23 protein-coding genes are annotated in these 25,712 nt (G+C 64.1%); 16 read left to right on the forward strand and 7 right to left on the reverse strand.

The window, feature by feature from the left end:
- The first annotated feature begins 2 nt into the window (after positions 1–2).
- Genes LDO29_RS08525 through LDO29_RS08540 form a run of 4 tightly spaced genes read left to right on the forward strand, consistent with a single transcriptional unit; the run spans position 3 to position 2,433 of the window.
- Positions 3–680 (forward strand): cbb3-type cytochrome c oxidase subunit II, encoded by a 678-nt coding sequence (locus tag LDO29_RS08525; protein WP_224079354.1) that lies wholly within the window; start codon positions 3–5, stop codon positions 678–680.
- Positions 652–1,242 carry a c-type cytochrome gene (locus LDO29_RS08530; RefSeq protein ID WP_224079355.1) on the forward strand — a complete coding sequence of 197 codons (591 nt, stop codon included), beginning with the start codon at positions 652–654 and terminating at the stop codon, positions 1,240–1,242. The genes LDO29_RS08525 and LDO29_RS08530 overlap by 29 nt, the downstream gene beginning before the upstream one ends.
- Entirely contained in the window at positions 1,242–1,868 is a 627-nt protein-coding gene (locus tag LDO29_RS08535) for an SCO family protein (RefSeq protein WP_224079356.1), read from the forward strand. The genes LDO29_RS08530 and LDO29_RS08535 overlap by 1 nt, the downstream gene beginning before the upstream one ends.
- Entirely contained in the window at positions 1,855–2,433 is a 579-nt protein-coding gene (locus LDO29_RS08540) for a hypothetical protein (protein WP_224079357.1), read from the forward strand. The genes LDO29_RS08535 and LDO29_RS08540 overlap by 14 nt, the downstream gene beginning before the upstream one ends.
- Before the next feature lie 27 nt (positions 2,434–2,460).
- On the opposite strand, the gene LDO29_RS08545 is transcribed toward LDO29_RS08540, so the two are convergent.
- The 7 genes from LDO29_RS08545 to LDO29_RS08575 form a co-directional block, all read right to left on the reverse strand.
- On the reverse strand, positions 2,461–4,167 hold the full coding sequence (locus LDO29_RS08545; protein WP_224079358.1) for a nitrite/sulfite reductase: 1,707 nt from the start codon (positions 4,165–4,167) through the stop codon (positions 2,461–2,463).
- Between the two features lie 144 nt (positions 4,168–4,311).
- On the reverse strand, positions 4,312–5,373 hold the full coding sequence (gene tssA / locus LDO29_RS08550; protein ID WP_224079359.1) for a type VI secretion system protein TssA: 1,062 nt from the start codon (positions 5,371–5,373) through the stop codon (positions 4,312–4,314).
- A 2-nt stretch (positions 5,374–5,375) separates the two neighbouring features.
- The gene (gene tssG / locus LDO29_RS08555) at positions 5,376–6,371 is read right to left on the reverse strand and encodes a type VI secretion system baseplate subunit TssG (RefSeq protein WP_224079360.1); all 996 of its coding nucleotides are present in this window, start codon (positions 6,369–6,371) and stop codon (positions 5,376–5,378) included.
- 57 nt (positions 6,372–6,428) lie between these two features.
- Complete coding sequence (gene tssF / locus LDO29_RS08560) at positions 6,429–8,309, reverse strand: type VI secretion system baseplate subunit TssF (RefSeq protein WP_224079361.1); 1,881 nt, start codon at positions 8,307–8,309, stop codon at positions 6,429–6,431.
- Positions 8,310–8,313: 4 nt separating this feature from the next.
- Positions 8,314–8,835 carry a type VI secretion system baseplate subunit TssE gene (tssE, locus tag LDO29_RS08565; RefSeq protein ID WP_224079362.1) on the reverse strand — a complete coding sequence of 174 codons (522 nt, stop codon included), beginning with the start codon at positions 8,833–8,835 and terminating at the stop codon, positions 8,314–8,316.
- Positions 8,828–9,019, reverse strand: a complete 192-nt coding sequence (locus tag LDO29_RS08570; protein WP_224079363.1) for a hypothetical protein — start codon at positions 9,017–9,019, stop codon at positions 8,828–8,830. The genes tssE and LDO29_RS08570 overlap by 8 nt, the downstream gene beginning before the upstream one ends.
- Entirely contained in the window at positions 9,009–9,614 is a 606-nt protein-coding gene (locus LDO29_RS08575) for a TagK domain-containing protein (RefSeq protein ID WP_224079364.1), read from the reverse strand. The genes LDO29_RS08570 and LDO29_RS08575 overlap by 11 nt, the downstream gene beginning before the upstream one ends.
- Before the next feature lie 463 nt (positions 9,615–10,077).
- On the opposite strand from LDO29_RS08575, the gene tssH reads away from it, so the two are divergent.
- From tssH to tssJ, 12 genes are all read left to right on the forward strand, one after another.
- Positions 10,078–12,792, forward strand: coding sequence for a type VI secretion system ATPase TssH (tssH, locus tag LDO29_RS08580; RefSeq protein WP_224079365.1), 2,715 nt, complete (start codon positions 10,078–10,080; stop codon positions 12,790–12,792).
- Positions 12,793–12,841: 49 nt separating this feature from the next.
- Positions 12,842–13,375 (forward strand): type VI secretion system contractile sheath small subunit, encoded by a 534-nt coding sequence (tssB, locus tag LDO29_RS08585; protein WP_224079366.1) that lies wholly within the window; start codon positions 12,842–12,844, stop codon positions 13,373–13,375.
- A gap of 49 nt (positions 13,376–13,424) precedes the next feature.
- On the forward strand, positions 13,425–14,918 hold the full coding sequence (gene tssC, locus LDO29_RS08590) for a type VI secretion system contractile sheath large subunit (protein ID WP_224079367.1): 1,494 nt from the start codon (positions 13,425–13,427) through the stop codon (positions 14,916–14,918).
- A gap of 130 nt (positions 14,919–15,048) precedes the next feature.
- Positions 15,049–15,534 (forward strand): Hcp family type VI secretion system effector, encoded by a 486-nt coding sequence (locus LDO29_RS08595; protein ID WP_224079368.1) that lies wholly within the window; start codon positions 15,049–15,051, stop codon positions 15,532–15,534.
- A gap of 101 nt (positions 15,535–15,635) precedes the next feature.
- Positions 15,636–18,773 carry a type VI secretion system Vgr family protein gene (locus tag LDO29_RS08600; RefSeq protein WP_224079369.1) on the forward strand — a complete coding sequence of 1,046 codons (3,138 nt, stop codon included), beginning with the start codon at positions 15,636–15,638 and terminating at the stop codon, positions 18,771–18,773.
- Positions 18,774–18,867: 94 nt separating this feature from the next.
- Positions 18,868–19,338: a hypothetical protein gene (locus LDO29_RS08605; RefSeq protein ID WP_224079370.1), complete on the forward strand. Its 471-nt coding sequence runs from the start codon at positions 18,868–18,870 to the stop codon at positions 19,336–19,338.
- 61 nt (positions 19,339–19,399) lie between these two features.
- Positions 19,400–20,749, forward strand: a complete 1,350-nt coding sequence (locus LDO29_RS08610; protein ID WP_224079371.1) for a T6SS effector phospholipase Tle3 domain-containing protein — start codon at positions 19,400–19,402, stop codon at positions 20,747–20,749.
- On the forward strand, positions 20,746–21,651 hold the full coding sequence (locus tag LDO29_RS08615; RefSeq protein ID WP_224079372.1) for an effector protein Tle3 domain-containing protein: 906 nt from the start codon (positions 20,746–20,748) through the stop codon (positions 21,649–21,651). Before LDO29_RS08610 ends, LDO29_RS08615 begins: the two co-directional genes overlap by 4 nt.
- Positions 21,651–23,213: a hypothetical protein gene (locus LDO29_RS08620; RefSeq protein ID WP_396022640.1), complete on the forward strand. Its 1,563-nt coding sequence runs from the start codon at positions 21,651–21,653 to the stop codon at positions 23,211–23,213. The genes LDO29_RS08615 and LDO29_RS08620 overlap by 1 nt, the downstream gene beginning before the upstream one ends.
- 195 nt (positions 23,214–23,408) lie before the next feature.
- The gene (locus tag LDO29_RS08625; protein ID WP_224079374.1) at positions 23,409–24,863 is read left to right on the forward strand and encodes a hypothetical protein; all 1,455 of its coding nucleotides are present in this window, start codon (positions 23,409–23,411) and stop codon (positions 24,861–24,863) included.
- Positions 24,864–24,890: 27 nt separating this feature from the next.
- Positions 24,891–25,166 (forward strand): PAAR domain-containing protein, encoded by a 276-nt coding sequence (locus tag LDO29_RS08630; RefSeq protein ID WP_224079375.1) that lies wholly within the window; start codon positions 24,891–24,893, stop codon positions 25,164–25,166.
- The gene (tssJ, locus tag LDO29_RS08635) at positions 25,163–25,708 is read left to right on the forward strand and encodes a type VI secretion system lipoprotein TssJ (protein ID WP_224079376.1); all 546 of its coding nucleotides are present in this window, start codon (positions 25,163–25,165) and stop codon (positions 25,706–25,708) included. The genes LDO29_RS08630 and tssJ overlap by 4 nt, the downstream gene beginning before the upstream one ends.
- Positions 25,709–25,712 lie beyond the last annotated feature (4 nt).

The following is a 25,712-nucleotide window of genomic DNA, read 5'->3' on the forward strand; positions in this document are numbered from 1 at the left end:
CGATGGAAAACGAACTGAAGCTCGTAGGCGGCGCCATGGTGACGCTGTCGCTGGCCACCTGCGCCATGATCGTGGTGCCCTTCCTGCAACTGAAGGATGTGCCGGCACCGAAGGAACTCGCGCCCTATACCAGCGCGCAACTGCGCGGCCGGCAGGTCTACATGGCCAACGGCTGCATCGCGTGCCATACGCAGCAGCCCAGTTCCACAGGCGCCGGCATTGCCGATGCGCAGCGCGGCTGGGGCCGGCCCTCGGTGGCGGCGGACTATCACTATGACGACCCGCCGCTGCTCGGCACCATGCGTACCGGGCCCGACTTGTTCAATATCGGCGTGCGCCAGCCCAGTGCCGACTGGCACCTCGGGCACTTGTATCAGCCGCGTGCGTATGTGCCGGGCAGCATCATGCCCGCCTATCCGTTCCTGTTCGAGACGAAGGACAGCGACGCAGTCGGCAAGGACGATCGCATCGTGTCGCTGCCGCCCGGTGTTGCCCCGGCCGGAAAGGCCGTGGTGGCGACGCCGCAGGCCCTGGACGTGGTCGCCTACCTGACCGGGCTGCGCCACACCTATCCCGTCCTGACCCCGACCGAGGCGAGCCTGGCCAAAGGCCTCGCGCTCGCCGCCAGCACCACGAAGAGCCATGCCCCAGATGAAGCCCCAACCCAGCCACAAGACTGAACACGCCGATCCGCACGAGCAGCACAACCCGGTGCCGAAGATCGTGCTCGGGCTGGTGGCCGGACTGGTGGTCTGGGCCGCCACCTATATCTGGACCGAGCGCGCGGACGGCCTCGCACAGCTTGGTGACCGGCGCGACACGCAGGCGCTTGCCCAGGGTGCTATCGCAGGTGCCCGCGTGGCCGACGGCAAGCAACTGTTCGCGGCCAACTGCCAGGCCTGCCACCAGGCCACGGGCCAGGGCCTGCCCGGCGTGTTTCCGCCGCTGGCGGGATCGCCGCTGGTGATGGGCGATCCGGTCGTGCTCTCGCAGATCGTGCTGCACGGCCTGACCGGGCCCATCGAGATCCTCGGCACGACCTACAACGGCGCGATGCCCGCGTTCGCCGGGCAACTGAGCGATGCCGAACTGGCCGCGGTGCTTACGCATATCCGCAGCGAGTGGGGCAACCAGGCGCCCGCGATCGACGCGGTGGCCGTTGGCGCGGCCCGCAAGTGGAGCGCATCGCGCCAGGATCCGTGGCATAGCGACGAACTGCACAAGCTGGCCGGAGCACAGTGATGGCGGGCGGCTGGCGGGGCACCCTGGTTGCGACTGCCCTCGTCAGCGCGCTGGCGGCATTTGCATTCGGCCATGTGACACGCGGCTTCCGCGTCGTGACGTCTGACGGCGCCAGGCAATATGACCTCGCACGAGCGCCGGTTGCACTGCCAGACATGGAACTGGCCGATGCCTCCGGTCGCCGCTTCCACTTGCGCGAACTCGGCAATCCGCAACGGCAGACGCTGGTCACATTCCTCTACACACACTGCCTCACGGTCTGCCGCAGCAGTGCGTCCGGGCAGGCCTACCTGCAGGCCGAACTCATCGCGCGCGGCCTTTCAGGGCGGTACCAGTTGCTGGCTATCAGTTTCGATCCGGACCGCGACACACTCGATGTGCTTCGCGCCTATGGCCGCAAGCAGGGTGCCGATCCTGCCGTATGGCGCATGGCCACGGTGGCGGACGCCGCGGACTTGCCGGCCTTGCTGAAGACCTTCGGCATCGTCGTGCTGCCGGACGGCCGCGGCGACTATGTCCACAATGCCGCGCATTTTCTCATCGACGGGCAGGGCCGGCTGGCCCGTGCCTATGACATCGACCGGCCGGATGCCGTGCTGGCCGACATCGTCCATGCGCAGCGCTGAGGGGCCTGCCCTGGCGTGGCTGCCCGGCGCGGTTCTGGCCGTGCTGGCGCTGATGCGCGGCTGGCTGGAGGTTTCGATGGCCCGGCACATGGCGATCGAACTGCCGCTGCTGCTGGTGCTCGGCATTGCTGCCGCCGCGCTTGCAGGCAGGGACGCGCAGGACTTCGCCGGCTGGAACCGGCGCGGGCTGCCAGGGCTGGTGGCGGCCACGGCCATCACCAGCTACTGGATGCTTCCGGTTGCGTTGGATATCGCCGTGCTCGACGCGCGCTGGTCCGTCGCGAAAGTGGCGAGCATGATCCTGGCTGGTGTCGCGTGTGGCATGTCCTGGCCGCGTGCCGGCGTCGTGCTGCAGGCGTTCTTCGCGATCAACTGGAGTGCGATGACGCTGGTGGCGGGGCTGCTCTACCAGGACGCGCCGCAACAGCTTTGCAGCGTGTACCTGGCGGACCAGCAGGGCGTGGCCGGCCATGCGCTGGTTGTCTTTGCCGTAGCCGGGCTGGCGGCCTGGATGGTGTCGGTGGTGCGCAGGCTCGGCCGGGATGAGGCCGGCCCGCGGATCTGAGCACCATGCATCGGCCGCAAGCAGGTTTCAGGCGCGAGCGGCGTCCACTTGCTGGCGGCGCCGGACAATCGTCGGGTTCTGGTAGACCGCGGCCTTGAAGGGCTCGAAACCGACACGCTCCACCACGTCGATGAAGCGCTCGGCCTCGCTGTCGCGCATGGCGAGGTAGCTCTTGATCAGTTGCTCGATCACGTCAGGTATTTCGTCGCGCGCGAACGATGGGCCGATGATGCGGCCGATCGCGGCGCCGGACGGTCCGCCCTGCCGTCCGCCGATCGTGACCTGGTACCACGCCTCGCCGGCCTTGTCGACGCCGAGGATGCCGATATGGCCGACGTGGTGGTGGCCGCACGAATTGATGCAGCCGGAGATGTTCAGGTCCAGCTCGCCGATCTCGTAGAGATAGTCGAGGTCGTCGAAGCGCTGCTGGATTGCCTCGGCCAATGGGATCGACACGGCATTGGCCAGCGAGCAGAAGTCCCCGCCCGGGCAGGCGATGATGTTGGTGAGCAGCCCGATATTGGGCGTGGCCAGGTTCCACGTCTGCAGTTGATGCCACAGTTCGTGCAGGCGCACGCGGCGCACGTCGGCGATGATCAGGTTCTGTTCGTGCGAGACGCGCAGTTCGCCGGAGCCGTAGCGGTCCGCGAGGTCGGCCACGGCCTCCATCTGGTCGGCGGTGATGTCGCCGGGCGGCGTGCCGGTTGCCTTCAGCGATACCGTGACTGCGGCATAGCCGGGCACGCGGTGCGCATGCACGTTGCTGCGCAGCCAGCGCGCATAGCGCGGGTCGGCGGCGGCAAGCGAGGGGTTGGGGTCGTCGTCGTGCGCGGCGGCGGAGTCGTAGTCCGGTGTGGTGAAGCGCGTGGCGATGGCGCGCACGAACCCGGCGTCGACCGTATCCGGGCCACCGCGAATAAGCTGCCAGTGTTCGTCGACCTGCTGCGCGAAGACTTCCGGCGTGAGGTCCTTCACCAGAATCTTGATGCGCGCCTTGTACTTGTTGTCGCGGCGGCCGTGCAGGTTGTAGACGCGCAGGATGGCCTGCAGGTAGGTGAGCAGGTCTGACCAGTGCACGAATTCGCCGATCACCTTGCCGACCATCGGCGTGCGGCCCATGCCGCCGCCGACCCACACGTGGAAGCCGGTCTCGCCGTCGCGCTCGACGGCCTGCAGGCCTATGTCGTGCACGCCCACCGCGGCGCGGTCCGTGCTGGCGCCGCTCACGGCGATCTTGAACTTGCGCGGCAGGAAGGCGAATTCCGGATGCAGCATCGACCACTGCCGGATGATCTCGCACCACACCAGCGGGTTCACTACCTCATCGGGCGCGATGCCGGCGAAGTGGTCGGTGGTGGTGTTGCGGATGCAGTTGCCGCTGGTCTGGATCGCATGCATCTGTACCGTGGCCAGCTCGGCCAGGATGGCCGGCGCGTCTTCCAGGCGTGGCCAGTTGAACTGCATGTTTTGGCGCGTGCTGAAGTGCCCATAGCCGCGGTCCCAGCGCCTCGAGATTTCGGCAAGCTTGCGCAGTTGCCGCGAGACCAGCATGCCGTAAGGAATCGCGACGCGCAGCATTGGCGCGTGGCGCTGGATGTAAAGGCCGTTCTGCAGGCGCAGTACGCGGAACTCGTCTTCCGTGAGCTGGCCGTTCAGGAAGCGTGCGGTCTGGTCAGTGAACTGCGCAACGCGCTCGTCGACCAGTTGCTGGTCGGTGGAGTCATAGAGGTACATGGGGGCTGGTCTCGCATAGCTCGGGGGCCGGGCACGCTTTGCAAGCGTGGCACAGGCTCAAGGCTAGCGATGGCCCCCGCCGGGGAATAGCAGCAGTTGAGCGCGAATTTGGCCGTAGCAGCGCGGGACTGCGGATGGTTGGCCTCACGAGTCGCCATGTGCCCAGCGCTCCACCAGGTCGGCCGGAAGCGCCTGGAACACCTCGTCGAAGCGCTTGCCGGTCAATCTCTCTGCCTGCCTGAGGAGGAGCGCGACCGGGCTGCTGGGTTCACAGGCTTCGAACCATTGGCGGGCGGTGCGAATGCTGGCCAGGGCGGCGGCACGGTTGTGTGGCAATTCGGTGAGGGGATGCTCGGTGACCGCGGTGGAGCGACGCTCGCCTCCAGCTTCGCGTTCGCCCACCCCGACAATGGGTTTTTGGCGGATGGGCGAGGCGGTGACTGGCGGGGTGGATGGCGCGGTCGTGTCGGACACCATGTTCAGGAGCCTGAGCAACGGGCCCAGATCAGGACGCTCATCTGCAAGGTTGTCCTTTGCCCAGGCATCGATGGCGACCGCAAATTCCGCGGCCGCGTCCACCGCGGCCAGGACAGGGCTGTGTTGCTGGCGCAACGCCTCCAGCTGCAGGCGTACCGATTCCGGGGCCAGCGCGTCCGCGGGCCGTGGCACGCCGAGTGACCGTTCGACGTCCCGCATTTGCAATCGCAGCACGGTATTGTCGGCAATCGCCAGCTCCCGCACGTCCTGCATCAGTCCTTGCGGATCAACGAGCGCGGCCAGCGCGTTGGCGCGCAGGGCGGGGTCGGCCTCGCCATCAACCATCAACTGCGGATGGATGGCATCGGGCCATCGTGCCAGCAAGCGCGCCAGGATCGAGAGCCCGTCCCGCAAGCCCTGAGCCTGGCCCAGCCAGGTACGGCAGCGAAGCAGCAATACCAGCACGCGGATGTCCCGCGTGCGTAGCAGCAGGCGCCGGCAGTCCCGTTCCACGTCTGCCCAGTTGACCGCTTCCGGCTCGCTGACGAAGTCGCCGTACTGTGCAGCGGATCGTGGGGCAGCCTTGGCCATCAGTACGACGAACTCGGGGTCGTACTCCAGGTCATCGCCGCAGGGACTGTCGGGCGTGACGGGTTCCAGGAACTCGGAAAAAGGATTGTCGGGAGCGTCGGACTTCATCGTCCGTATGGCCTTGGATTTGGCTTTCATGGTCAGAGAGTGACGTACTGTTCTGGCTCGAACACCATGCCGGTGATCGCGTGGCTGCGATCGGGATCGCCCAGCCATGTTGACCAGCCCAGGCGCCCCTGGGAGCCAAGGATGGCGGGCGGCACGGAATCAGGGATCACCTGCAACTCGATTTCCCAGACAAACTCGAAGCCGACGAAGGCGCGCACCCAATCGACGAGGGTCGGCATGTCCCGGCCATTGGGCGTAAAGTCCAGGTACTGCTGCAAACCGAGCGGGCCGATCACCAATCGGAACTTGTTCTGCCGGTCCGGTACCATTTCACCAAGCATGGCGCCCTGGCCCATCATGCTCGGCGCACCGGGGCGCCCCAGGCGGCTGTGCTCGGCGGGATCGATGGCGATCCAGTGCAGGACGTACTCATCCATCCTGACGGGCACGCCAAAGAAGTGTGAGAGCGTAGCCGCGATGCCATCCGGGTTGCGTGCCTCGCGCACCAGGTGTGCACTGGCCGCCAGCCGCGCATGCGGGGGTAGATGACTCCCGGTGATTTCCTGGCCTTCGTCGCCAGCCAGCCAGCCGATGTAGCGCGAGAACACCTCGTCGTCGCGGCGATCGAGGCCCGCCGTGGCTTGCGAGCTGGCCCAGGCACGGTAGAACTGGGTGAACGCGCGGTGGTGGAACAGGTCCAGGAAGTCGGCGGTGGTGCTGTCGCGGTGCGCCTCGCTGCGCTCGCGCACGATCTCTGTCAGATGTATGGGCAGTGCGCCGTTCGGACCCAGCATGCCCAGGCCGAAGAGCTGCACCTTGAGCCCGCCCGGCAGGTGTTGCAGTTGCGCGATCTCGCGGGGCGCAAAGGTGAGCGCGGCCTGCTGGCCTGCCCGGAACGGCTCGTCGCGCGGCCGGCTGGCCCACCCGACAGGCGGCAGATCCGGATGCCGGGCAGACAGATGCCTCAGCAACCCGAGGAAACTCAGTTTCCACGGTGCGTGGCCGGCATCATCGTCCGGGGTCGCCATGGTCGACCTGGTCGCGGATGGCGGTGCACTATCGTTGTGTCTCTTGAACATGGGCGGCTACACGACGCTACGGCCACCCATGCGGACCGGCCAACGATGCACCAGGCCGCGCTGCATGGAGTGCAGTTCGGTTTCAGTGAAGACGTTGACGGAGACGTGACGGGCCAGGAAATGCTCCAGCACCACGCCGAACAGATAGGGGCTGATGCCCGAAAAGCCGCTCTCGTCGACGGTCAGCTGGCACTGGATGCCGCGCCCGTAGATCAGGGGGCCATTGCCAGGCAGCCGGCGCATGACGGGCGCCACTTTTGAGGCAATCAGGCTCTGCACCTGCCCAAGATGCGCGCGATCGTCGTTCGCCACGAAGAGGCGAAGCATGTCGCGCAAGCCCTGGCCACCCGTGCGATGGTCAAGATCGGTCAGCGCCAGGTAGTTGAAGCCGAGGAGGCGGATCAGGCGCCAGGCCATCTCCCCGTCGGCAAAAGGCGGGCGCGGGGGCGACGGTGCCCGGATCAGCCCAATCCCTTCGACCGGAATCGACGCGGCTGGCGTCAGGTCGGAAAGTCCATTGCGGGGCACCAGATTGGGCAAATCCCGATTGGTGACCAGTGAGCTCACCGACAGATGACGCAGGGCGTCGGGGTGGGGTGCCTCGTTCTGGTCAACCAGCGAAACGAATACCTCGGTACCGACGTAAGCCGTGCGCGTGCCGTATTTGCGAGCCTGCTCAGAGATCAGCCGGCGCTCGCGCCGCAAGGAAAAGTAGCGTCCATGATTGCCTTCGTCACTGTTGAGCGTGGCAAAGAGCGGCTGGAAATCGATGCTGGCACTATGCTGGGACTTCTGCCCGCCAAGCTGCTGGATGGTGTAGATCTCGAAGTCGAGTGGGTGCTGGCGGTCTGCAAGGAGGTGGAATTCGGCGCGGCCCGGCGTGATCTCGATACGGTCGGTGCGCTTCGGGAACAGGTTCACCACCGGTGTGCAGAAGAGCGCGAACTGGTCGCGGTCGACGTGGCTTGCCAGGCTGCCCGGCGGCTTGGACAGCAGGACCACAAGTTCGGCTTCCCGCCCGCGGATCCGGCTGAGCCCCTGCGCCAGCTTGTTGAGTCCGAAAAAGTAGAAGCGCTGCGGGCAGGCGAAGTACTCGTGCAGGAGGTTGTGCCCGTGAAAGCTGTTCGATTGCAACGGCAGGGCACCTTCACCCGGGCCCATGCCGACATAGCTGACGGCATCCTGCGTTACGGCGCAGGGGCGCTCGCCCATCGCGCCTGCCGGCGCAACGAGGGTCGAGGTGCTGGCGCTGTGCAAGAGCTCGAACAGGTGCGAGGCGATCTGGTCGTCCCCGCTCAGGTAGACCGGCAAATGATCCAGGCCCGGCAGTTGATCAAAGGTGGCGTCGCGCGTGCAGCGCAGGCGCAGGCGTAACGCCCCCTGTACCGAGACGTGGGCGGGCACATAGCGCTCCAGTCCCTGGATATCGGGGGGAATGCCGGTGAGGCGGGCTTCAGTGATCTCGATTGGCCACAGCGTCAACGGCTGCGTGGTGCGGAACTGGCAAGCCGTCTTTTCGCCCGGCGCCTGTGCGGCGTTGACTTCCGCGCCCCGTGGCACCTCGACCCCGCGAGCGAAATCGCCTTCGCTCTGGCTGGGGCGGAACTGCGCCACAGCGATGGATGGGGTCGGTGCCACGTAGTTGGGGTAGATCACCTCCAGCAGCCGCTGCGTGAAGCGCGGGAACTCGGCGTCCAGCTTGATCTGGGTGCGCGCCGACAGGAAGCAGAAGGCCTCGATCAGGCGTTCCACATAGGGATCGGCGACCTCGGTGCCATGCATGCCCAGGCGCCTGGCGACCTTGGGGTGTTGCTGGGCGAATTCCCCAGCCAGCTCGCGCATGTAGACGAGTTCACGATTGTAGTAGTCGAGGAGCTGTGGATCCATGGCGTCAGTTGGCGTGGATCGATTGGACGCTCATCCGGCTGGTTTCCAGGTCGAGCGAGCTTTGGGCTGTGAACGCCATCGGATACGGATCCATGTGGATCAGTCCCTTGATCTCAAATACCAGCGTGTTGTAGCGCTGCGGCGCGTCTTCCTTGAGCAGGGGCTTCACATCCAGTGAGCCGGGAATCAGCCGCGGCTCAAAATCCAGGATCGCACGTCGGACGATGGTGACGATGTCGTTCCACTTGTGCGCAGACAGGTAGCTGCCGGCGACTGGCGGCACTCCGTAGTTGATGGTGGAACTGGCCGCTGCCGGATAGCGCTTGCGATCGATCTCGTCCTCGCGGTTGGTGGTGTTGAGAAGATACGTGAGATCGCGCTGGATGATCTCGCGCATCTGGGCGCGTGTGACGGTGTATTCGTTCGCGCGCTCTGTCTGACGCTGCGGTGCATCGTCGCGCAACCGGTCAAACAAGGTTGGCAGCAGCTGCGAGTTCGGGCGACGCGGTGGGCGATGCTCAGCCATGTTCGACACGCAGGGTAAGGAGTACGCGTGGCCAGTCGCCGACCACGCACAGCCACTGGAACAACGGCCAGCGGATGCCAACGGAGCCCGGCTGCTGGCACACCTGGGTTTCCGCTGTGGTCCGGAGGATGGACGACAGCACCGCAGTGGGCGTGCCGGCGGCCCTCCGCACGTCAAGCGTCATGATCGGACTCCGGCGTTTGCGCTTGCGCAGGACGATAGGCGCTGTCCATCGAGATGAGATGGTGTTCGCGACGAGTAAGGGGGACGGCGACATCACGGCGCCGCGTGGGGACGATGTCCCCTGCGAACAGACGCAGGACATCTGGCGCCGGTGCGACGGCAAAGAATTGCTGGTCATCCGGCGATCCGGGTGCGCCGAGCAAGACGTCGATGTGACGCGCGACGTCCAGCATATCCATCAGGCTGCCGTCACTGGCGGCCTTGTGCGCGAATGGCCGCAGCGGACCCGGATCGCCTTTGCCAGGCAGCGTTCCGGTCGACGCCGCGCCGGAATCCGGAAGCGCCGCGTGCGCGCTGACGTAGTCGGGGTCGCGCAGGACCGCTTCGGCCTCGCGCTTGATCTGTTCAAGCACGTCTGTTGATCCGCGTGCATCGGTTTGCGGCACCACGCCGCCGGCGGCCTGCGGCAGCAAGGAAAAAGGATCCGCAGCCTCGGGATGCGCGGCACTCCACCACGGCCAGGACGTGCTGCTGGTATCTCCCGTCAAAGGATCGATGAGAGGAGTTCCTCCCGCTTCGGGCTGCCTGCTATCCATGGGAGTTTTTGATCCGTTTCGAAAATTGGCTCGATGATATTCGCATATTGAACCGGGGCAAAATGCAAAAAATTGCAATATTAATATTTTTAAAGCTAAAGTGAGAATTAAATAACTTTAATGCAGATTTAGGAGTTTTCTTATGGATGCCGTAGTCTGATTATGCATATAGCGTTGTAAATGTATCAATTTGTATAAATTTGACGCTAAGTTTGTGAGGAATCATTGTTTGGGAGATATTGCGGTGGTAATCGCGCGCGAATCATTGGAAAGTTCCAGAAAGATCAAGATTATTGTTGATATGGCGCAAATATGTGTGCCCAGCCGATAAATGGAGCCGTCGCTCTGCTGCCACATGGAGATTTGCGAGGCTAAGGATTTGTCCATACCCTGAAAAAGGCATTAATCAAGATTCACTACCCGGGCAAGGGTGCTCCGCTCATTCAGAAAGGCAAGGCATCGAATGGATATTTCCCGTCAGGCGCTGTTCGGGCGACTCAATCCCACCTTGTTCAAGGCGATTGAAAGCGCGACCGTCTTCTGCAAACTGCGTGGCAACCCATATGTGGAGCTTGTGCATTGGCTGCATCAGTTGCTGCAGGCACCCGATGGCGATCTGCAACGGATCCTGCGGCACGCCGGCGCCGATCTCTCGGCGCTGGGTGCCGACCTGACCCGAGCACTGGCGTCGCTGCCGGCAGGTGCTACGTCGATCAGCGATTTCTCGTTCCAGGTCGAGGCCGCGATCCAACGCGCCTGGGTCTATGCGACGCTGGCCTTCGACGACGATCGTGTGCGTGGCGCGTACCTGCTGACTGCATTGCTCAAGACGCCCGAGCTGCGCCGCACGATGCTCGGCATGTCGTTCCAATTCGGCAAGGTTCGCTCCGATAATCTCCTCGAAGCTGTCCCTGCGCTGGTGGCACAGTCTCCGGAAAGCCATGAAGCGGCCTACGCCGGCAGTGGTCTGGCACCGGCCATGCCGGGTGAAGCCAGCGCCGCCATGCCTCCGACCGCCGCGGGCCAATCCGCGCTGGGCCAGTATTGCCGTGACTTGACCGAGGCGGCCCGCAAGGGCCAGCTTGACCCTGTCATCGGCCGCGAGCATGAAATCCGTACCATGACGGACATCCTGCTGCGCCGCCGCCAAAACAATCCGCTCCTGACTGGCGAGGCCGGAGTCGGCAAGACCGCTGTGATCGAAGGACTCGCGCAAGCCATTGCCGCAGGTGAAGTGCCACCGAACCTGAAGCAGGTGCGACTGCTCAGCCTTGACGTTGGCGCGCTGCTTGCCGGCGCCAGCATGAAGGGCGAGTTCGAGGCGCGCCTGAAGCGCGTGCTGGAAGAGGTCGACAGGTCGCTGAAGCCGGTGATCCTGTTCGTCGACGAGATCCATACCCTCGTTGGCGCAGGCGGCGCCGCTGGCACGGGCGACGCCGCCAACCTGCTCAAACCTGCGCTTGCACGGGGGGTGTTGCGCACCATTGGCGCCACGACCTGGAGCGAGTACAAACGCCACATCGAGAAAGATCCCGCGCTTACGCGCCGCTTCCAGGTGCTGCAGGTCATGGAACCGGAGGAAGCCGGGGCGATTGCGATGCTTCGCGGGCTCGTGGCCACGTTCGAGGGCCATCATCGGGTGCTCATTCGCGACGAAGCCGTGCGGGCCGCCGTGAAACTGTCACACCGCTACATCCCGTCGCGCCAGTTGCCTGACAAGGCGATCAGCCTGCTGGACACAGCGTGCGCGCGTGTTGCGCTGTCGTTGCACGCGCCGCCGGCGGAAGTCGAACACTTGCGCCAGCAGCTTTCCGCGGCCGGCACTGAGTGCGCATTGCTGGCAAAGGAGGCCGGATTCGGCAAGCCGGATGCCGTGCGGATCGCAGTGGCACACGCGGGGCGTGAGCAGGTCGATGCAGAACTGGCACTGGCTGAAGCGCGCTGGGAGCGCGAACGCAGCCTGGCGAGCGATCTGCTCACGCGCCGGCAAGCGCTGGTTGAGTCGCTGGCGCACGAGCCGGCGATGGCGGCGGATGCGCAGCGCGCGTTGGAAGCGACCGAGGCCGACCTGCGTGCAGTCCAGGCCGATGGGCCGCTCGTGCACACGGAAGTGGATGAAACGGTTGTAGCAGCCATTGTCGCTGACTGGACGGGGATTCCCGTCGGGCGCATGGTGGCGGACGAGGTCGAAACCATCATGCAGTTGCCGCAGATCCTGGCTGCCCGCGTCGTTGGCCAGGACCATGCGCTGACCCAGCTTGGCGAGCGCGTCCAGACCGCCCGGGCGCGCCTGACGGATCCCGGAAGGCCGGTAGGCGTTTTCCTGCTGGTCGGACCCTCTGGCGTTGGCAAGACCGAGACCGCGCTGGCGCTGGCCGACGCCCTGTACGGGGGCGAGCAGAACGTCATCACCATCAACCTCTCCGAGTTCCAGGAGTCGCACACGGCTTCGACGCTCAAGGGCGCGCCTCCTGGCTATGTCGGCTATGGCGAGGGCGGCGTGCTGACCGAGGCCGTGCGCCGCCGGCCGCATAGCGTGGTGCTGCTCGACGAGGTCGAGAAGGCCCACCCTGATGTGCGCGAAGTCTTCTACCAGGTTTTTGACAAGGGCTACATGGAGGACGGGGAAGGGCGCTACATCGATTTCAAGAACACCATCCTGCTGCTCACCAGCAATGCCGGTTCCGAACTGCTGGCCAGCTTGTGCGAGGACCCCGCCCTGATGTCGGATCCAGCTGCCCTGCGCGAGGCCCTGATGCCTGAGCTGTGCAAAGTGTTCCCTGCAGCCTTCCTCGGCCGCATGGTGGTTGTCCCCTACCTGCCGTTGGCCGCAGGAAACCTCGGCCGCATCGTGCGCCTGCACCTGGACCGGCTGGCTACGCGAATGCGCGACCAGCACGAAATTGCACTCACCTACGACGAGGCCGTGGTCGAGTTCATCGTGACGCGCTGCCCGGTGGGTGAGACAGGCGCCCGGCAACTGATCAGCTTCATCGAACAGGCCATCCAGCCGCAACTGGCGCGGCTATGGCTCAAGGCCCTCTCCGAGAAGACGCAGCTGGCCGCGATCGATATCGGGCTGTCCAGTGCCGGGACTCCCGAGTTGGCCTACCACGCCGAATACCGAGCCGGCCACGACGTTGTTAGGCCCCATGTTCCCGAAGCCAGAGCGGCCTGACGCCGTGCGGCACGTCCTTGCAACCCCTTGTCATCCGTTGAGGAGACCCATGTCAGTTGTGAACAGTTCGCAGAAATTCATCGCACGCAACCGCGCGCCACGTGTGCAGATCGAGTACGACGTCGAAGTCTACGGCTCCGAGAAGCGCATCGAGCTGCCTTTCGTGATGGGAGTGCTTGCCGATCTGTCGGGCAAGCCTGCCGAAGCGCTGCCGCCGGTGTCGGACCGGAAGTTCCTCGATATCGATACCGATAACTTCGACGAGCGCATGAAGGCCATGAAGCCCCGTGTGGCGTTCGCAGTGCCTAACACGCTTTCCGGCGACGGCCAGCTCATGGTCGACATGACGTTCGAGAGCATCGAGGACTTCTCGCCGGCGGCGGTCGCCGGCAAGGTTGATGCGCTCAAGCAACTGCTGGACGCCCGTACACAGCTTGCCAACCTGCAGACCTACATGGACGGTAAGTCGGGCGCCGAATCGCTGATCAACCAGCTGTTGCAGGACCCCGCGTTGCTGCAGGCGCTTGCCAGGGCGCCCAAGCCTGCGGTCAACCAGGCTGATACCGAAGCCGGTCAGTCCTGACTGGCCCGACTGCTTGCCTACCTGATCCACCTGACAAAGCAACCATCCCATGGCTTCCGCCCAACAAACACAACAGCAAGCGGCCGCGACCGCTGAGCATTCCGACTTCGCCGCGCTGATCGGCCGCGAGTTCTCTCCCAAGACCGACCAGGCCCGTGAAGCGGTCGATCTCGCTGTGAAGACCCTGGCCGAGCAGGCGCTCGCCAGCACGTTCACCATGAGCGACGATGCGTACAAGAGCATTGAAGCCATCATCGGCGCGATCGACAAGAAGCTTTCCGAGCAGATCAATCTGATCCTGCATCACGAGGATTTTCAGAAGCTCGAATCGGCCTGGCGCGGCCTGCATCACCTCGTGTCCAATACCGAAACCGACGACAAGCTGCGCATCCGCGTGATGGACATGTCCAAGGAGGAGCTGCGCCGTACCCTGCGCCGCTACAAGGGCATCGGCTGGGACCAGAGCCCGTTCTTCAAGCGCATCTACGAGGAAGAGTACGGCCAGCTCGGGGGGGAGCCCTATGGCTGCCTCGTGGCCGACTACTATTTCGACCACACCCCACCCGATGTGGAGCTGCTCGGCTCGATCGCAAAGATTTCGGCAGCGGCCCACGCACCGTTCATTGCCGGTGCATCGCCGTCAGTGCTGCAGATGGATTCGTGGCAGGAACTGGCCAACCCGCGCGATCTGTCCAAGATATTCCAGAACCTGGAATACGCGCCATGGAACAGCCTGCGCAATTCGGAAGATGCACGCTACGTGGGCCTGGCCATGCCGCGCTACCTGTCGCGCCTGCCATATGGCATCCAGACCAATCCGGTCGATGAATTCGACTTCGAGGAAGACACCGACGGCGCGGATCACCGCAAGTACGTATGGAGCAACGCGGCGTACGCCATGGCTGTCAACATCAACCGTTCCTTCAAGCTGTATGGCTGGTGCACGCTGATTCGCGGCGTGGAGAGCGGTGGCGTGGTGGAGAACCTGCCGTGCCACACCTTCCCGACCGACGATGGCGGCATCGACATGAAGTGCCCGACCGAGATCGCCATCTCGGACCGCCGCGAGGCCGAGCTGTCGAAGAACGGCTTCATCTCGCTGGTGCACCGCAAGAATACCGACTACGCGGCATTCATCGGTGCGCAATCGCTGCAGAAGCCCGCCGAATACTACGACGCCGACGCTACTGCCAACGCCAACCTGTCGGCGCGCCTGCCGTACCTGTTCGCATGCTCGCGCTTCGCGCACTACCTGAAATGCATCGTGCGCGACAAGATCGGTGCCTTCAAGGAGCGCGAGGACATGCAGCGCTGGCTCAACGAATGGATCATGAACTATGTGGACGCCGATCCTGCCAATTCGTCGCAGGAGACCAAGGCACGGCGGCCGCTGGCGGCCGCCGAAGTGGTGGTCGAAGAAATGGAAGGAAATCCTGGCTACTACAGCGCCAAATTCTTCCTGCGCCCGCATTTCCAGCTCGAAGGCCTGACTGTGTCGCTGCGCCTCGTCGCACGCCTGCCATCGGTCAAGGACGCCGCATAGGCGGTTCCAAAACAGCGCCGCCCCTCGAAGTCGAACCGGTAGTACCTCAACCAGTCGCCGCCGCCCTTTCCTGGGTCGCGGCACGGTCTGGGCTCTTGTCTGCAGTACCTAAACGTGAAGGAGTTTTGCAATGGCACAGGACATCTTCCTGAAGATCAATGGCATTGATGGCGAATCGCAGGATTCGTCGCACAAGAATGAAATCGAAGTGCTGGCGTGGGACTGGAGCATCGAGCAGCAGTCCACCATGCACGCCGGTAGCGGCGGCGGCGCCGGCAAGGCGACGGTGTCGGACCTGTCATTTGAGCATTTCATCGACCGCGCGTCGCCCAACCTGATGAAGTACTGCCTGACCGGCAAGCACATCAACGAAGCCGTGCTGGTGGTGCGCAAGGCCGGTGGCAACCCGCTGGAGTACCTGAAGCTCACCATGACCGACGTGATCGTCACCGAGGTGAGTCCCAAGGGTTCGGTGAATGACGAAGTCCGCATGCGCGAGACGGTTGCACTTTCGTTCTCCAAGGTCAAGCAGGAGTACGTGGTGCAGAACGCCCAGGGTGGCAGCGGCGGTGCCGTGACCGCGGGCTACGACATCAAGGGCAACAAGGAAGCCTGAGCGCAGTGACACGCCTCGCCGGTGGCGGAGGCCGGGCCGGCGAGGTTGTCGGACTTCCGCTCCAGCCTTTACTTCTGGGCACAGATCCGAGAGACGATCAAATGAGCACGCGAAACACCCTTGTGAGCCTTGCCGCAGGGCGGCATCGGACGGTCACTGCGTCAAGTGCCGCCATCCCCGATCTGCTCGGCGTGCCGCAACTGGAGTTCGTGCGGCTCTCGGGTCACGAGGCATTGAGTGAACTGTTTACGTACGAGGTGGATCTGCGTGCCGTTTCGCCTGCTGCGGAGCAATGCCTTGCCGAGAGCGATCCCGACGAAATGATCGGTTGCGAGATGACCGTCACCATCGAGCTCGACGGCATGGGCACGGGTTTGCTGGGCGGTGTAGGGGCAGGGCATCGCGAGATCACCGGGGTCATCACCGGTATCGAGCATGTCGGTGGCGCTGCGGAGAATCGCCTGTACCGGTTCACCCTGCGCCCGTGGCTGTGGCTCGCCACGCAGACGTCGGACTTCAAGGCATTCCAGAAAAAGACCGTCATCGAAATCCTCGATGAAGTTCTCGCGGACTACCCCTTCGCTGTGGAGAAGCGTCTCGACACTTCAGTCTATCCGAAGCTGGCCTGGGAGGTGCAGCACGGCGAAACCGACGCCAACTTTGTCCAGCGCCTCACCGAAGAATATGGGATCACGTATTTCTTCGAGCATGACGAGGGCCACCATCGGATGATCCTGGCTTCCGAATCGGGGGCATATCGCAGGTTCCCCAGCGAGGCATACCACGTGCTGCCGATCTACCCGAGTGGCTTCAAGATCGACCAGGAGCATCTGGTCCGCTTTGATCCGGTCAATCGCCTGCGCACTGGGACGGTGACGCTGAATGACTACGATCCTCGCAAGCCGCGCGCGGACCTGACCAAAGGCAATAGCCAACCGCGCGATACGGGCTTTGCCGACTTTGAACGATATGAGTACCCCGGCGACTACGTCGACCCCGCAGTAGGCGAAATGCGCGCGAGGGTTCGCATGGAAGAGCGCCGTTCACGTGGCCGGCGTGCGCGTGGCGTCGGTGCACTGCGCGGGGTTGTCGCGGGTTGTACCTATCTGGTGAGCAACCACGGCAATCCGGCGATGAACCGCGAATACCTTGTCACCGGCGCAACGCTCGATCTGGAAGATGTCGGCGGCGAATCGGGCAGCGGGCAGCGGTTTTCGTGCAGCGTTGCCTTCGAGGCTCATCCCACTGACGAAGTCTTCCGCCCGCCGCGCACGGTGGCCAAGCCGCGGGTTTCGGGCTTGCAGCGCGCCGTCGTGACCGGCCCGAAGAACCAGGAAATCTGGTGCAATGACCACGGCAGCGTGATCGTTCAGTTCGAATGGGATCGCTACGGCAAGCGTGACGAGAACTCTTCGCCATGGATTCGTGTCGTCAATGGCTGGTCAGGCGACCAGTTCGGCGCCATGCACATTCCACGTATCGGGCAGGAAGTCATTGTCGCGTTCCTCAATGGCGACCCGGACTGTCCGTTGATCGTCGGCCGGGCGCCGAACCAACTCAATTTGCCGCCGTGGGCGCTGCCTGGGCAGCATGCGCTGTCCGGCATCCGGAGCAAGGAGCTCTTTGGCGGGCGCCACAATCACCTGCTGATGGACGACACCCAGGACCAGATACAGGCGCAGCTGTCGTCGGACCATCAGACCTCGCAACTGAACCTGGGATATCTGACGGGGGTGCCGGGCAACCCCGGTCGCAAGGACAAACGTGGCGAGGGCTTCGATCTTCGCACCGATGCGCAGGGAGCGGTGCGGGGCGGCAAAGGGCTGTTCCTTACTGCGGAAGGGCAAGTCGGCGCCGTTGGGGGGCACCTGTCGCGCGGCGAGTTCATTCGTTGCCTGGAAGCCGCGCTGGAAGTGGCCAGGTCCCTGGGCGACTACGGACACGCGCATGAAGGGCTGGCACCCGACACGCAGCCGCAGGCGGATATCACCAAAGCAGTTCGCGAGTGGGATGCGGGCGCCAATGATCACAAGGATTCGCCAGGCGAGGGCGGCCGACCGCTGATTGGCGCGTATGCGCCGGCCGGCATGGCATGGGCAACGCCGCTGGTGCTGACGAGCTACGCGGGAAAGCATATTGATGCCGTTGCCAAGCTGAACCAGCAACTGACAGCTGGCCAGCAATTCATCGTGAACGCCGGGCAGGGGATCAGCAGCTTCGCGCATGGCGGCGACATCCGGTCGATTTCGCACAGGGGCAACATTCTCTTGCAGGCGCAGAGCGGAAGCGTGACCGCCAACGCGTTGAACGACGTCACCGTGACGGCTACCAATGGTGCGATTCTTCTCAACGCCAAAGTCAGTATCACGTTGATGTGCGGCAATGCGGGAATTCGCATCTCCGAAGGATGCGTGGATGTGTTCGGGCCGACTCGCGTGCATCTGAACACAGGCGACTTCGATGTGCCCGGGCCGAAGAGTATCAGCGGTATATTGCCGAGCTTCAAGGCGGGTGACACGGGCAGACTGTTCCGACTGGTTCGCCCGCGGGACAACGTGCCGGTTGCCGGCATGCCGTACCACATTGTGAAGGCCGACGGCAGCGTGGTGACAGGAACCACCAACGCCAACGGCGAGACCGATCTCTACGCATCCGAGTCAGCGCAGGCCCTTTCGATAGGATTCGGCAAGCCGACGGCAGGTCTTGCCGAATCAGGCGCGGTGCAAACGGCTTCTCCTGCAGAAGGCGGAGCAATATCTGACAACATCCACTATCAACTCAAACAGAAGTCTTACCAGTTGAATCAGCCGGCTTACCTCCTGGTGGAGGGGGTGGGCGCGCTTGCCACCTTCAATATCAAGGGTAGTCTTGCACTGACTAACGACAGCTCATTGTTTGTGAGTGCCATGGGCTACACAAGCGCCGGCAAGATTGGCAAGGCGATCTTTCATGCCACGGCAAGCGTGAGGGTCAACGGCAAGGATGGCGTCGAATTTCCCCTGAGCCGCAGTGGTGGCGCGGAGCTTTGGCCGGCTGACGGCTTTACGCCGATTGGTACCGCCACGTTGACGCTTCCCGCGCCGTCTGCGGCCGAAAAGGTCGAGCTCGTCATCAAGGGCGGGTACATCTACGAGGCAGATGAAGGTCGCGGGGTACCCATCCCGCCTAACGGCTCGACGGTCATTCCGATCGACGTGGTCCGCACCGCAGACCGCGGCAAGGGGGTGCAAGGTGCCTAAGTTCCGAACGTGCGGCGTAGTGCTGTGCTTATGGCTGGCCGCCTGCAGCGCCAATGGACAGAGCCCGAACGCTTTGCAGCAGGAGGCCCGGCGCGTGCTGGCACTCGGCGGCGACCAGCAAGCGCGCGAGAAAAGTGCGGAAGCATTGCTGGATCAGGCCTTGAGGCAAGACCCACGACATGTTCCGTCACTCCTCACGAGAGCAGAGCTGCGCATCCGCCTGCACGACTATGCCGGAGCGCTGGCGGACAACGACACCGCCATTGGCATTCGCGGGCAGACGCCAACCTTGTCGATGATGCGCTGCATGCTGCGCGAGCGCCTTGGCGCGGCTGCGCCGACGGCTTGCTATGAGACGGTTGTCCGCCTGTCCGAGCGCGATTCACGGCCGTGCCGGGAAGATCTGAACTGCGTGGTCGCAGCGTTGATGGCCGATGCGCCCGATGCGCAGGCGTATCGCGACCACTTTCTGGCGATGCCGCGCACCGGCGCGGATCAGGCGGTTGCGGACGGTCTTCTGCGTGGCTTCAGCCGCGAACGCTATCTGCATTCGGTGCTGCCATGAGTGCCGGAGGCCCTGACTTCCATCAAGACGACCTTCGTATTCCTTTCATAGCGAGGCAAAGATGAGTGAAGCAATGCGCTGCACTGCCGAGGCGTTGACCTTGCCGGGCAGCCCAAGAATGGATGTGGATTGGCCGGCAAAACTGCCGGGCGTGGTGATCTATGTGCACGGTGTCAACTCCACGGGCGAGTGGTTCGACGATTCCGAGGCCGGACTTTGTTGCGGCCTCAACACGCGGCTGCAGCGCGGTGATGAGCACGTGCATCGCGTCGAGGGAAGTGGTCAGTTGCGCGCCGCGAGCTACCCGCCAGAACTGACCGACGACGGCTTTATCCGCCGCGATCTCTCCGCTGCCACGTTCGTGTCGGATGCCGGATACAGCCCGGTGATCCGATTCCGTTGGGGGTACAAGGCTAGCCGTGACGAGGTGGCGCAGTACGGCGGCAGCATTTTGCTGGACGAAAGCGAGGCATGGGGCGGTGGGCCATTTGCCAATGGTTGTTCGGCGTTGCCCGACATGTTTGACGGTGGGGTCGACACGGGACTGTTCCTTGGCCTGGATGTTCAGTCGGTGAATGTTAGCGACCGGCTGGTCTTCAGTTGCCCGGCCCGTCACTACCAGGCCTTTGCCGCCTGGCGACTGGCCAAGCTGGTGGCGCGCGTGCGGGAGATGCACCGGGCTTGCTACGGCGACAAGGATTGCCCGGTGACAGTGGTGTGCCATAGCCAGGGCAACATGATCGGGATCGGCTCGGCGTTCTTCGGGGCGAACTACCCGGCCCTGAATGGGCTGGGCGTCGCCGACACCTATGTTCTGGCCAATGCGCCGTACAGCCTGCAGAAGAACAGGACCGACAACTATGCCCAGTACAGCATCAAGACCCTGAGAGGGCGCGTGACGCACGAAGCGCGCGTCGAGACACTGGGCAAGTTCTTCGCCCTGGTGCGCCAGTGGTCCGGCCTGCATGCCGATGATCCGGAAGTGGACCGCGAGGTGATGAACAGCGCGCCAAGGAATGGCGAGACGCCTTGCAAGGCTGCCACGGACGCCAAGGCCAGGCAGACACGCAAGCGGGTCTTCCTCTACTGCAACCCTCATGACCGGGTGATCTCGGTGTCGACGGTCCAGGGCATGGGCTGGCTTGGCCTGAGCGACGAGGAGGTGCAGGCCACCAAGGCCGCGGGCGTCCTTTACCAGCGTGTCTGGGCGAGGCAAAGGAGGGCAAGTCGTTCAAGGTCGGTGCGGGCCCGGGGTACACCTACGACTATTGGGACGACACGGTCGGGGCGATCAAGGGGAAGGGATTCTGGGAGCCGCAGGCGGACCGGCTGCGGATTCAGGTCTCGGAAATTTGGAGCGATGCCCGCCGCAGCATTCCGGGCAAGGCCGTCGTCACGCTGGTGGGCGTGATCTTTCAAGTGATCCTGACCGTGGCGAGTGCGGCGGTAAAAGGGGTGGCGTACGTCAACGCGGAACCTGAAGCGGACTGGAAGGTGACGGTCAACGCGCCTGCGATTCCGGGGGGTGGCATTGTGCCCCGCGCGCTGTATCTGCGACATGGCGACGTTGCATTGAAGCCCGGCGAGGAGCCGGGACCGGCAACGGACCCGCGGATCAGCGGGCCGTTCAACCGGCACAAGGAATCGACCACGGACAACCTGAATGCCGGGCGTACAAGCGTTAGTGATGACCCGTACGCTGCGCAGCGCAGTCAGGGGCGTGGCGACGCAGTGTCCGAGGCGGCCATGCGCTACGACCAGAACGCGGCCATCCGCCAGAAGGCACGGCGGGTCATCTACGACGACGACGGCCATGCGGTGCCGAACGCGCGTTACAGCGAGGACGATCTGAAGAGATTCGACGCGGCGCAAACAGGAAGGGCTTCGGGGGATTTCGGAACGTTCGCGCAGGGCACGCGTGGGGAGCTGCTGAACCGGGGCGTGAATCAGCAGGCGAGCAACCATTCGACCATCCTGACCAATCCGGAGCATAGCGAGAAGGTGCTGGCGTATGACGTGGACGTGGGGGTGTGCTACTTCGATGAGGCAGAGATGAACCAGTTGCGGCGCATGGCGGATTGGCGGTGGTGTGGTCCCTTGGAGAAGGATTGGCGAGCGCCGGGGCAGAAGGAGCCGGACAACGAATATGAGTATTACGGGTTTGCGACGATTTCAGGTGCGAGCCTCGCCAAAGTCGGCATGCTCAAAGCGTCGAGTGGCATCTTGGACACGCTGCAGATAAATGGGAAGCGCAACGTTTTGCCATTCCAGGCTCAGAACTTTCCGGCCAAAGACGGCACCCGCGTAGCGTGATGCGCCTACCCCATGATTCCGGCCGCAAAGGCGGCCAACATCTCGCCGCTACGTTGGCTGCGGTGATCTTCAGTCTTTTGCTGGCCGCATGCCAGTCCGGAGGTCCCATGTCGGATAACTATTCGCGCAGGTCCGGTGTCTGGCCGCGCATGCAAGCGGCGAGTGCCGTCAGCGATCCCGCCACCGCACCGGCTGCCCTGGTCCTGGGGGTGCAGTGGCTTAACCCGTTGATGTGGCGGGATTACCCCACGCAATGGAACCTGTTGTGGGCGCAGGGGCTGGCGCAGCCTAATGCCAACGACACGGAGGCGGCCCGCTTCAGGCTGGGGGATACGGTGGGGCTGCTGCTCTATGGCGTTGACCAAACGACGACCCGCGCGGAGATCCAGCGACTGCAGATCAGCCACGCACGCGCGCTAGCCGATCTGCTCGACAAGCCGTTGCGGACATTCGACACCTATGCACTGGACCCGCACTACTTCTATTCGGTGCGCAACGGCACCGACCGGCCGGATTTCATGGATGCGCGCGTCTATGCAGGCATCCCGCAGCGATGGATCGGGACGCCGACGTACCTGACGGAGAACTATCAGCGGCTTGTGCAGGAGCAAGCCAAGATGGGCATTCCCGCGCCGAGCGTGATTGCCTACGACGCCGACCACGCGGAGCAACGCATGCGCGATTATTGGGTCACCCTGCACAAGGACTGGGAGGGTGAAACCGTGCGCGGGGCACCAGCGTCGAAGGAAATGATCATCGGCGAGCAGACCTTGACGATCAACGCGGCGCGCCGCCTGGTGTTCGACCGGGTCGCTACTGTGGCGTCTTGCAGGAGCCTGATGCTCAATCCGACCGGCAAGCTCCCATCAGTGACTGTGGCGGCTGGCATCGAGACGGTGGGGTTCTACACCTTGCAGGATGCGCTGGCCTACCTGCAGGCCAATCCGTCGCGACTGGTATGGGTGTGGAACCTGGACGCCCCCGACTACCCCTACGGGCGACGCACCAACGAGAACACGGCCATCCTGATCCTGGGCCATCCGCGTGCGGACTGGGGGTATGCGCCGCTGGCGGCAGTCTACGCGCCGCAGCAGCACGAGGGCGGTATCCATTCCAATGCGGCCAACCCGGGCGGGGCGTGGAACGACCTGCTCAAGGCCGTCGCCGCACAGGCGCCGCAGGCCAATCCGGTGGAACGGGTCTATCACGACGTACACCCCAAGTCCGCGCAGGTGGTGGCGCAGACCACGGCATTGCGCCAGGCACTGCACCGGCAGTGGCCGGACCTGGACCAGATCGGTGCGGTGCACAGCGTCTCGGAGCCAATGTCGGGGCCGGCGGGCGCGGCCAGCTTCGCGGTGAATGCGGCGTTTGCGGCGGCCTACGCGAACCAGAGCGGCAAGAGCGCCGTGGTGACAAGCCTGGCCAATCCGGATGATGCCTGGGCGGTGCTGATTGCGCCGCCGCCGGGCTGGCGAGCGCAGCCGCCGGTCACGACGTGGGATCGGGCACGTGGAGAGGGCAGTGCGTATTGGCCGTGGTTTGGCAAGCGGAAGGGCTGAGGACTGCGCAAGCCGATAGGACGGCCGGGAAAGGTCGGCGCCTAGTTCGGCAATCGAAACAGGGGAGTCACTTTGACAGCGGAAATCATCGTTGCCAGCGTTACCACCGGCCGCCGTCGCGGGCTACGCCTTGTCGCGGCCGTGGCGTCAACAGCCTTCAGTCTATTGCTGGCCGCGTGCCAGTCCGGAGGTTCCATGTCGGATAACTATTCGCGCAGGTCCGGTGTCTGGCCGCGCATGCAAGCGGCGAGTGCCGTCGGCGATCCCGCCACCGCGCCGGCTGCCCTGGTCCTGGGGGTGCAGTGGCTCAATCCGTTGATGTGGCGGGACTACCCCACGCAATGGAACCTGTTGTGGGCGCAGGGGCTGGCGCAGCCGAATGCCGACGACACGGAGGCGGCCCGCTTCAGGCTGGGGGATACGGTGGGGCTGCTGCTCTATGGCGTTGACCAAACGACGACCCGCGCGGAGATCCAGCGACTGCAGATCAGCCATGCACGCGCGCTAGCCGATCTGCTCGACAAGCCGTTGCGGACATTCGACACCTACGCACTGGACCCGCACTACTTCTATTCGGTGCGCGACGGCACCGACCGGCCGGATTTCATGGATACGCGCGTCTATGCAGGCATCCCGCAGCGATGGATCGGGACGCCGACGTACCTGAACGAGAACGACTCAGAGCTCGTGAAGGAGCAGGCCGAGATGGGCATCCCCGCGCCAAGCGTGGTCGCCTACGATGACGTCCACGCGGAGCAGCGCATGCGCGATTACTGGGTCACGCTGCACAAGAACTGGAAGGGTGTAACGGTGCGCGGAGCACCGAGGACCCAGGAAATGATCATCGGCGAGCAGACCCTGACGATCAACGCCGCACGCCGGCTGGTGTTCGACCGGGTCGCCTCTGCTGCATCGTGCGACAGCCTGATGCTCAATCCGACCGGCAAGCTCCCATCAGTGACTGTGGCGGCTGGCATCGAGACGGTGGGGTTCTACACCTTGCAGGATGCGCTGGCCTACCTGCAGGCCAATCCGTCGCGACTGGTATGGGTGTGGAACCTGGACGCCCCCGACTACCCCTACGGGCGACGCACCAACGAGAACACGGCCATCCTGATCCTGGGCCATCCGCGTGCGGACTGGGGGTATGCGCCGCTGGCGGCAGTCTACGCGCCGCAGCAGCACGAGGGCGGTATCCATTCCAATGCAGCCAACCCGGGCGGGGCGTGGAATGACCTGCTCAAGGCCGTCGCCGCACAGGCGCCGCAGGCCAATCCGGTGGAACGGGTCTATCACGACGTACACCCCAAGTCCGCGCAGGTGGTGGCGCAGACCACGGCATTGCGCCAGGCACTGCACCGGCAGTGGCCGGACCTGGACCAGATCGGTGCGGTGCACAGCGTCTCGGAGCCAATGTCGGGGCCGGCGGGCGCGGCCAGCTTCGCGGTGAATGCGGCGTTTGCGGCGGCCTACGCGAACCAGAGCGGCAAGAGCGCCGTGGTGACAAGCCTGGCCAATCCGGATGATGCCTGGGCGGTGCTGATTGCGCCGCCGCCAGGCTGGCAGGCACAGCCGCCGGTCACGACGTGGGATCGGGCACGTGGAGAGGGCAGTGCGTATTGGCCGTGGTTTGGCAAGCGGAAGGGCTAGAGATCGCGATTCGATAAAGGACTCACTATGTCAGAGCAGATGATTTGCGTCGGCGATACCACCACTCATGGCGGCACCGTAATCAGCGGGTCACCGACGAGCAGGATCAACGGCAGACCCATCGCCCGCCTGGGCGATCTGGTTTCGTGCCCTCGGTTCTACGCCGACGGACGTCCACACGGTGTCAACCCGATTGTGCAGGTTGCCGGCCGCTACAAGGTGGGCGGCATTCCGGGTGCTTGCGCCGGCGATTTGACCGAGTGCGGTTGTGCGCTGATTGGCAGCCTCGAGGCACGGGCATGAAGGGAGGGCTGTTGTGCGGAAAAGGATCACCGGCGGGAACGATTGTCCGACGGTCCGCGGCGGGCCTCCTGATGGGGCTGTTGCTCGCGGCTTGCTCAACCGCCCCGGCCCAGCGCGAACAGATGAAGCTGGAGCTGACCGTGGCGGCCAAAGCCACAGTGAATCCGGACGACAAAGGCAGACCATCCCCGATCCTGGTCCGTATATACGAGCTGAAAACGGACGGACCATTTGAGAGTGCCGACTATTTGTCTCTGGAAAAGACGGACAAGACCTTGTTGAGCCAGGACCTGGTAGTGCGCGACGAATTTGTTCTGCGTCCAGGCGAATCTCGTGACATCGAGCGCAAGCTCAATCCGGAGACCCAGTTCATTGGCGTCCTTGTCGGATACCGGGAGCTCGGCAAGGCTACCTGGCGATCCGTCTACAAGCTGCCCCCGGCCCCCGAGGCTGCGTGGTATCGCGCCGCCATTCCCGCCCGCAAGGTCAAGCTGCACGTCTCTCTGGACCAGCAGACCATCAGCATTTCTAAACCCGAATGATTCC

This window comes from Cupriavidus laharis, from assembly GCF_914271435.1.
Classification (GTDB): Bacteria; Pseudomonadota; Gammaproteobacteria; order Burkholderiales; family Burkholderiaceae; genus Cupriavidus; species Cupriavidus laharis.

Coding starts and splice junctions, on each gene's coding strand:
- LDO29_RS08610 (WP_224079371.1), top strand. CDS start 19,400: ATGAGTGAAGCAATGCGCTGCACTGCCGAGGCGTTGACCTTGCCGGGC.
- LDO29_RS08630 (WP_224079375.1), top strand. CDS start 24,891: ATGTCAGAGCAGATGATTTGCGTCGGCGATACCACCACTCATGGCGGC.
- LDO29_RS08575 (WP_224079364.1), bottom strand. CDS start 9,614: ATGGATAGCAGGCAGCCCGAAGCGGGAGGAACTCCTCTCATCGATCCT.
- tssC (WP_224079367.1), top strand. CDS start 13,425: ATGGCTTCCGCCCAACAAACACAACAGCAAGCGGCCGCGACCGCTGAG.
- LDO29_RS08545 (WP_224079358.1), bottom strand. CDS start 4,167: ATGTACCTCTATGACTCCACCGACCAGCAACTGGTCGACGAGCGCGTT.
- LDO29_RS08530 (WP_224079355.1), top strand. CDS start 652: ATGAAGCCCCAACCCAGCCACAAGACTGAACACGCCGATCCGCACGAG.
- LDO29_RS08570 (WP_224079363.1), bottom strand. CDS start 9,019: ATGACGCTTGACGTGCGGAGGGCCGCCGGCACGCCCACTGCGGTGCTG.
- LDO29_RS08625 (WP_224079374.1), top strand. CDS start 23,409: ATGTCGGATAACTATTCGCGCAGGTCCGGTGTCTGGCCGCGCATGCAA.
- LDO29_RS08535 (WP_224079356.1), top strand. CDS start 1,242: ATGGCGGGCGGCTGGCGGGGCACCCTGGTTGCGACTGCCCTCGTCAGC.
- tssB (WP_224079366.1), top strand. CDS start 12,842: ATGTCAGTTGTGAACAGTTCGCAGAAATTCATCGCACGCAACCGCGCG.
- tssF (WP_224079361.1), bottom strand. CDS start 8,309: ATGGATCCACAGCTCCTCGACTACTACAATCGTGAACTCGTCTACATG.
- tssH (WP_224079365.1), top strand. CDS start 10,078: ATGGATATTTCCCGTCAGGCGCTGTTCGGGCGACTCAATCCCACCTTG.
- LDO29_RS08525 (WP_224079354.1), top strand. CDS start 3: ATGGAAAACGAACTGAAGCTCGTAGGCGGCGCCATGGTGACGCTGTCG.
- LDO29_RS08595 (WP_224079368.1), top strand. CDS start 15,049: ATGGCACAGGACATCTTCCTGAAGATCAATGGCATTGATGGCGAATCG.
- LDO29_RS08540 (WP_224079357.1), top strand. CDS start 1,855: ATGCGCAGCGCTGAGGGGCCTGCCCTGGCGTGGCTGCCCGGCGCGGTT.
- tssA (WP_224079359.1), bottom strand. CDS start 5,373: ATGAAAGCCAAATCCAAGGCCATACGGACGATGAAGTCCGACGCTCCC.
- tssE (WP_224079362.1), bottom strand. CDS start 8,835: ATGGCTGAGCATCGCCCACCGCGTCGCCCGAACTCGCAGCTGCTGCCA.
- LDO29_RS08600 (WP_224079369.1), top strand. CDS start 15,636: ATGAGCACGCGAAACACCCTTGTGAGCCTTGCCGCAGGGCGGCATCGG.
- tssG (WP_224079360.1), bottom strand. CDS start 6,371: ATGGCGACCCCGGACGATGATGCCGGCCACGCACCGTGGAAACTGAGT.
- tssJ (WP_224079376.1), top strand. CDS start 25,163: ATGAAGGGAGGGCTGTTGTGCGGAAAAGGATCACCGGCGGGAACGATT.
- LDO29_RS08620 (WP_396022640.1), top strand. CDS start 21,651: ATGCGCCTACCCCATGATTCCGGCCGCAAAGGCGGCCAACATCTCGCC.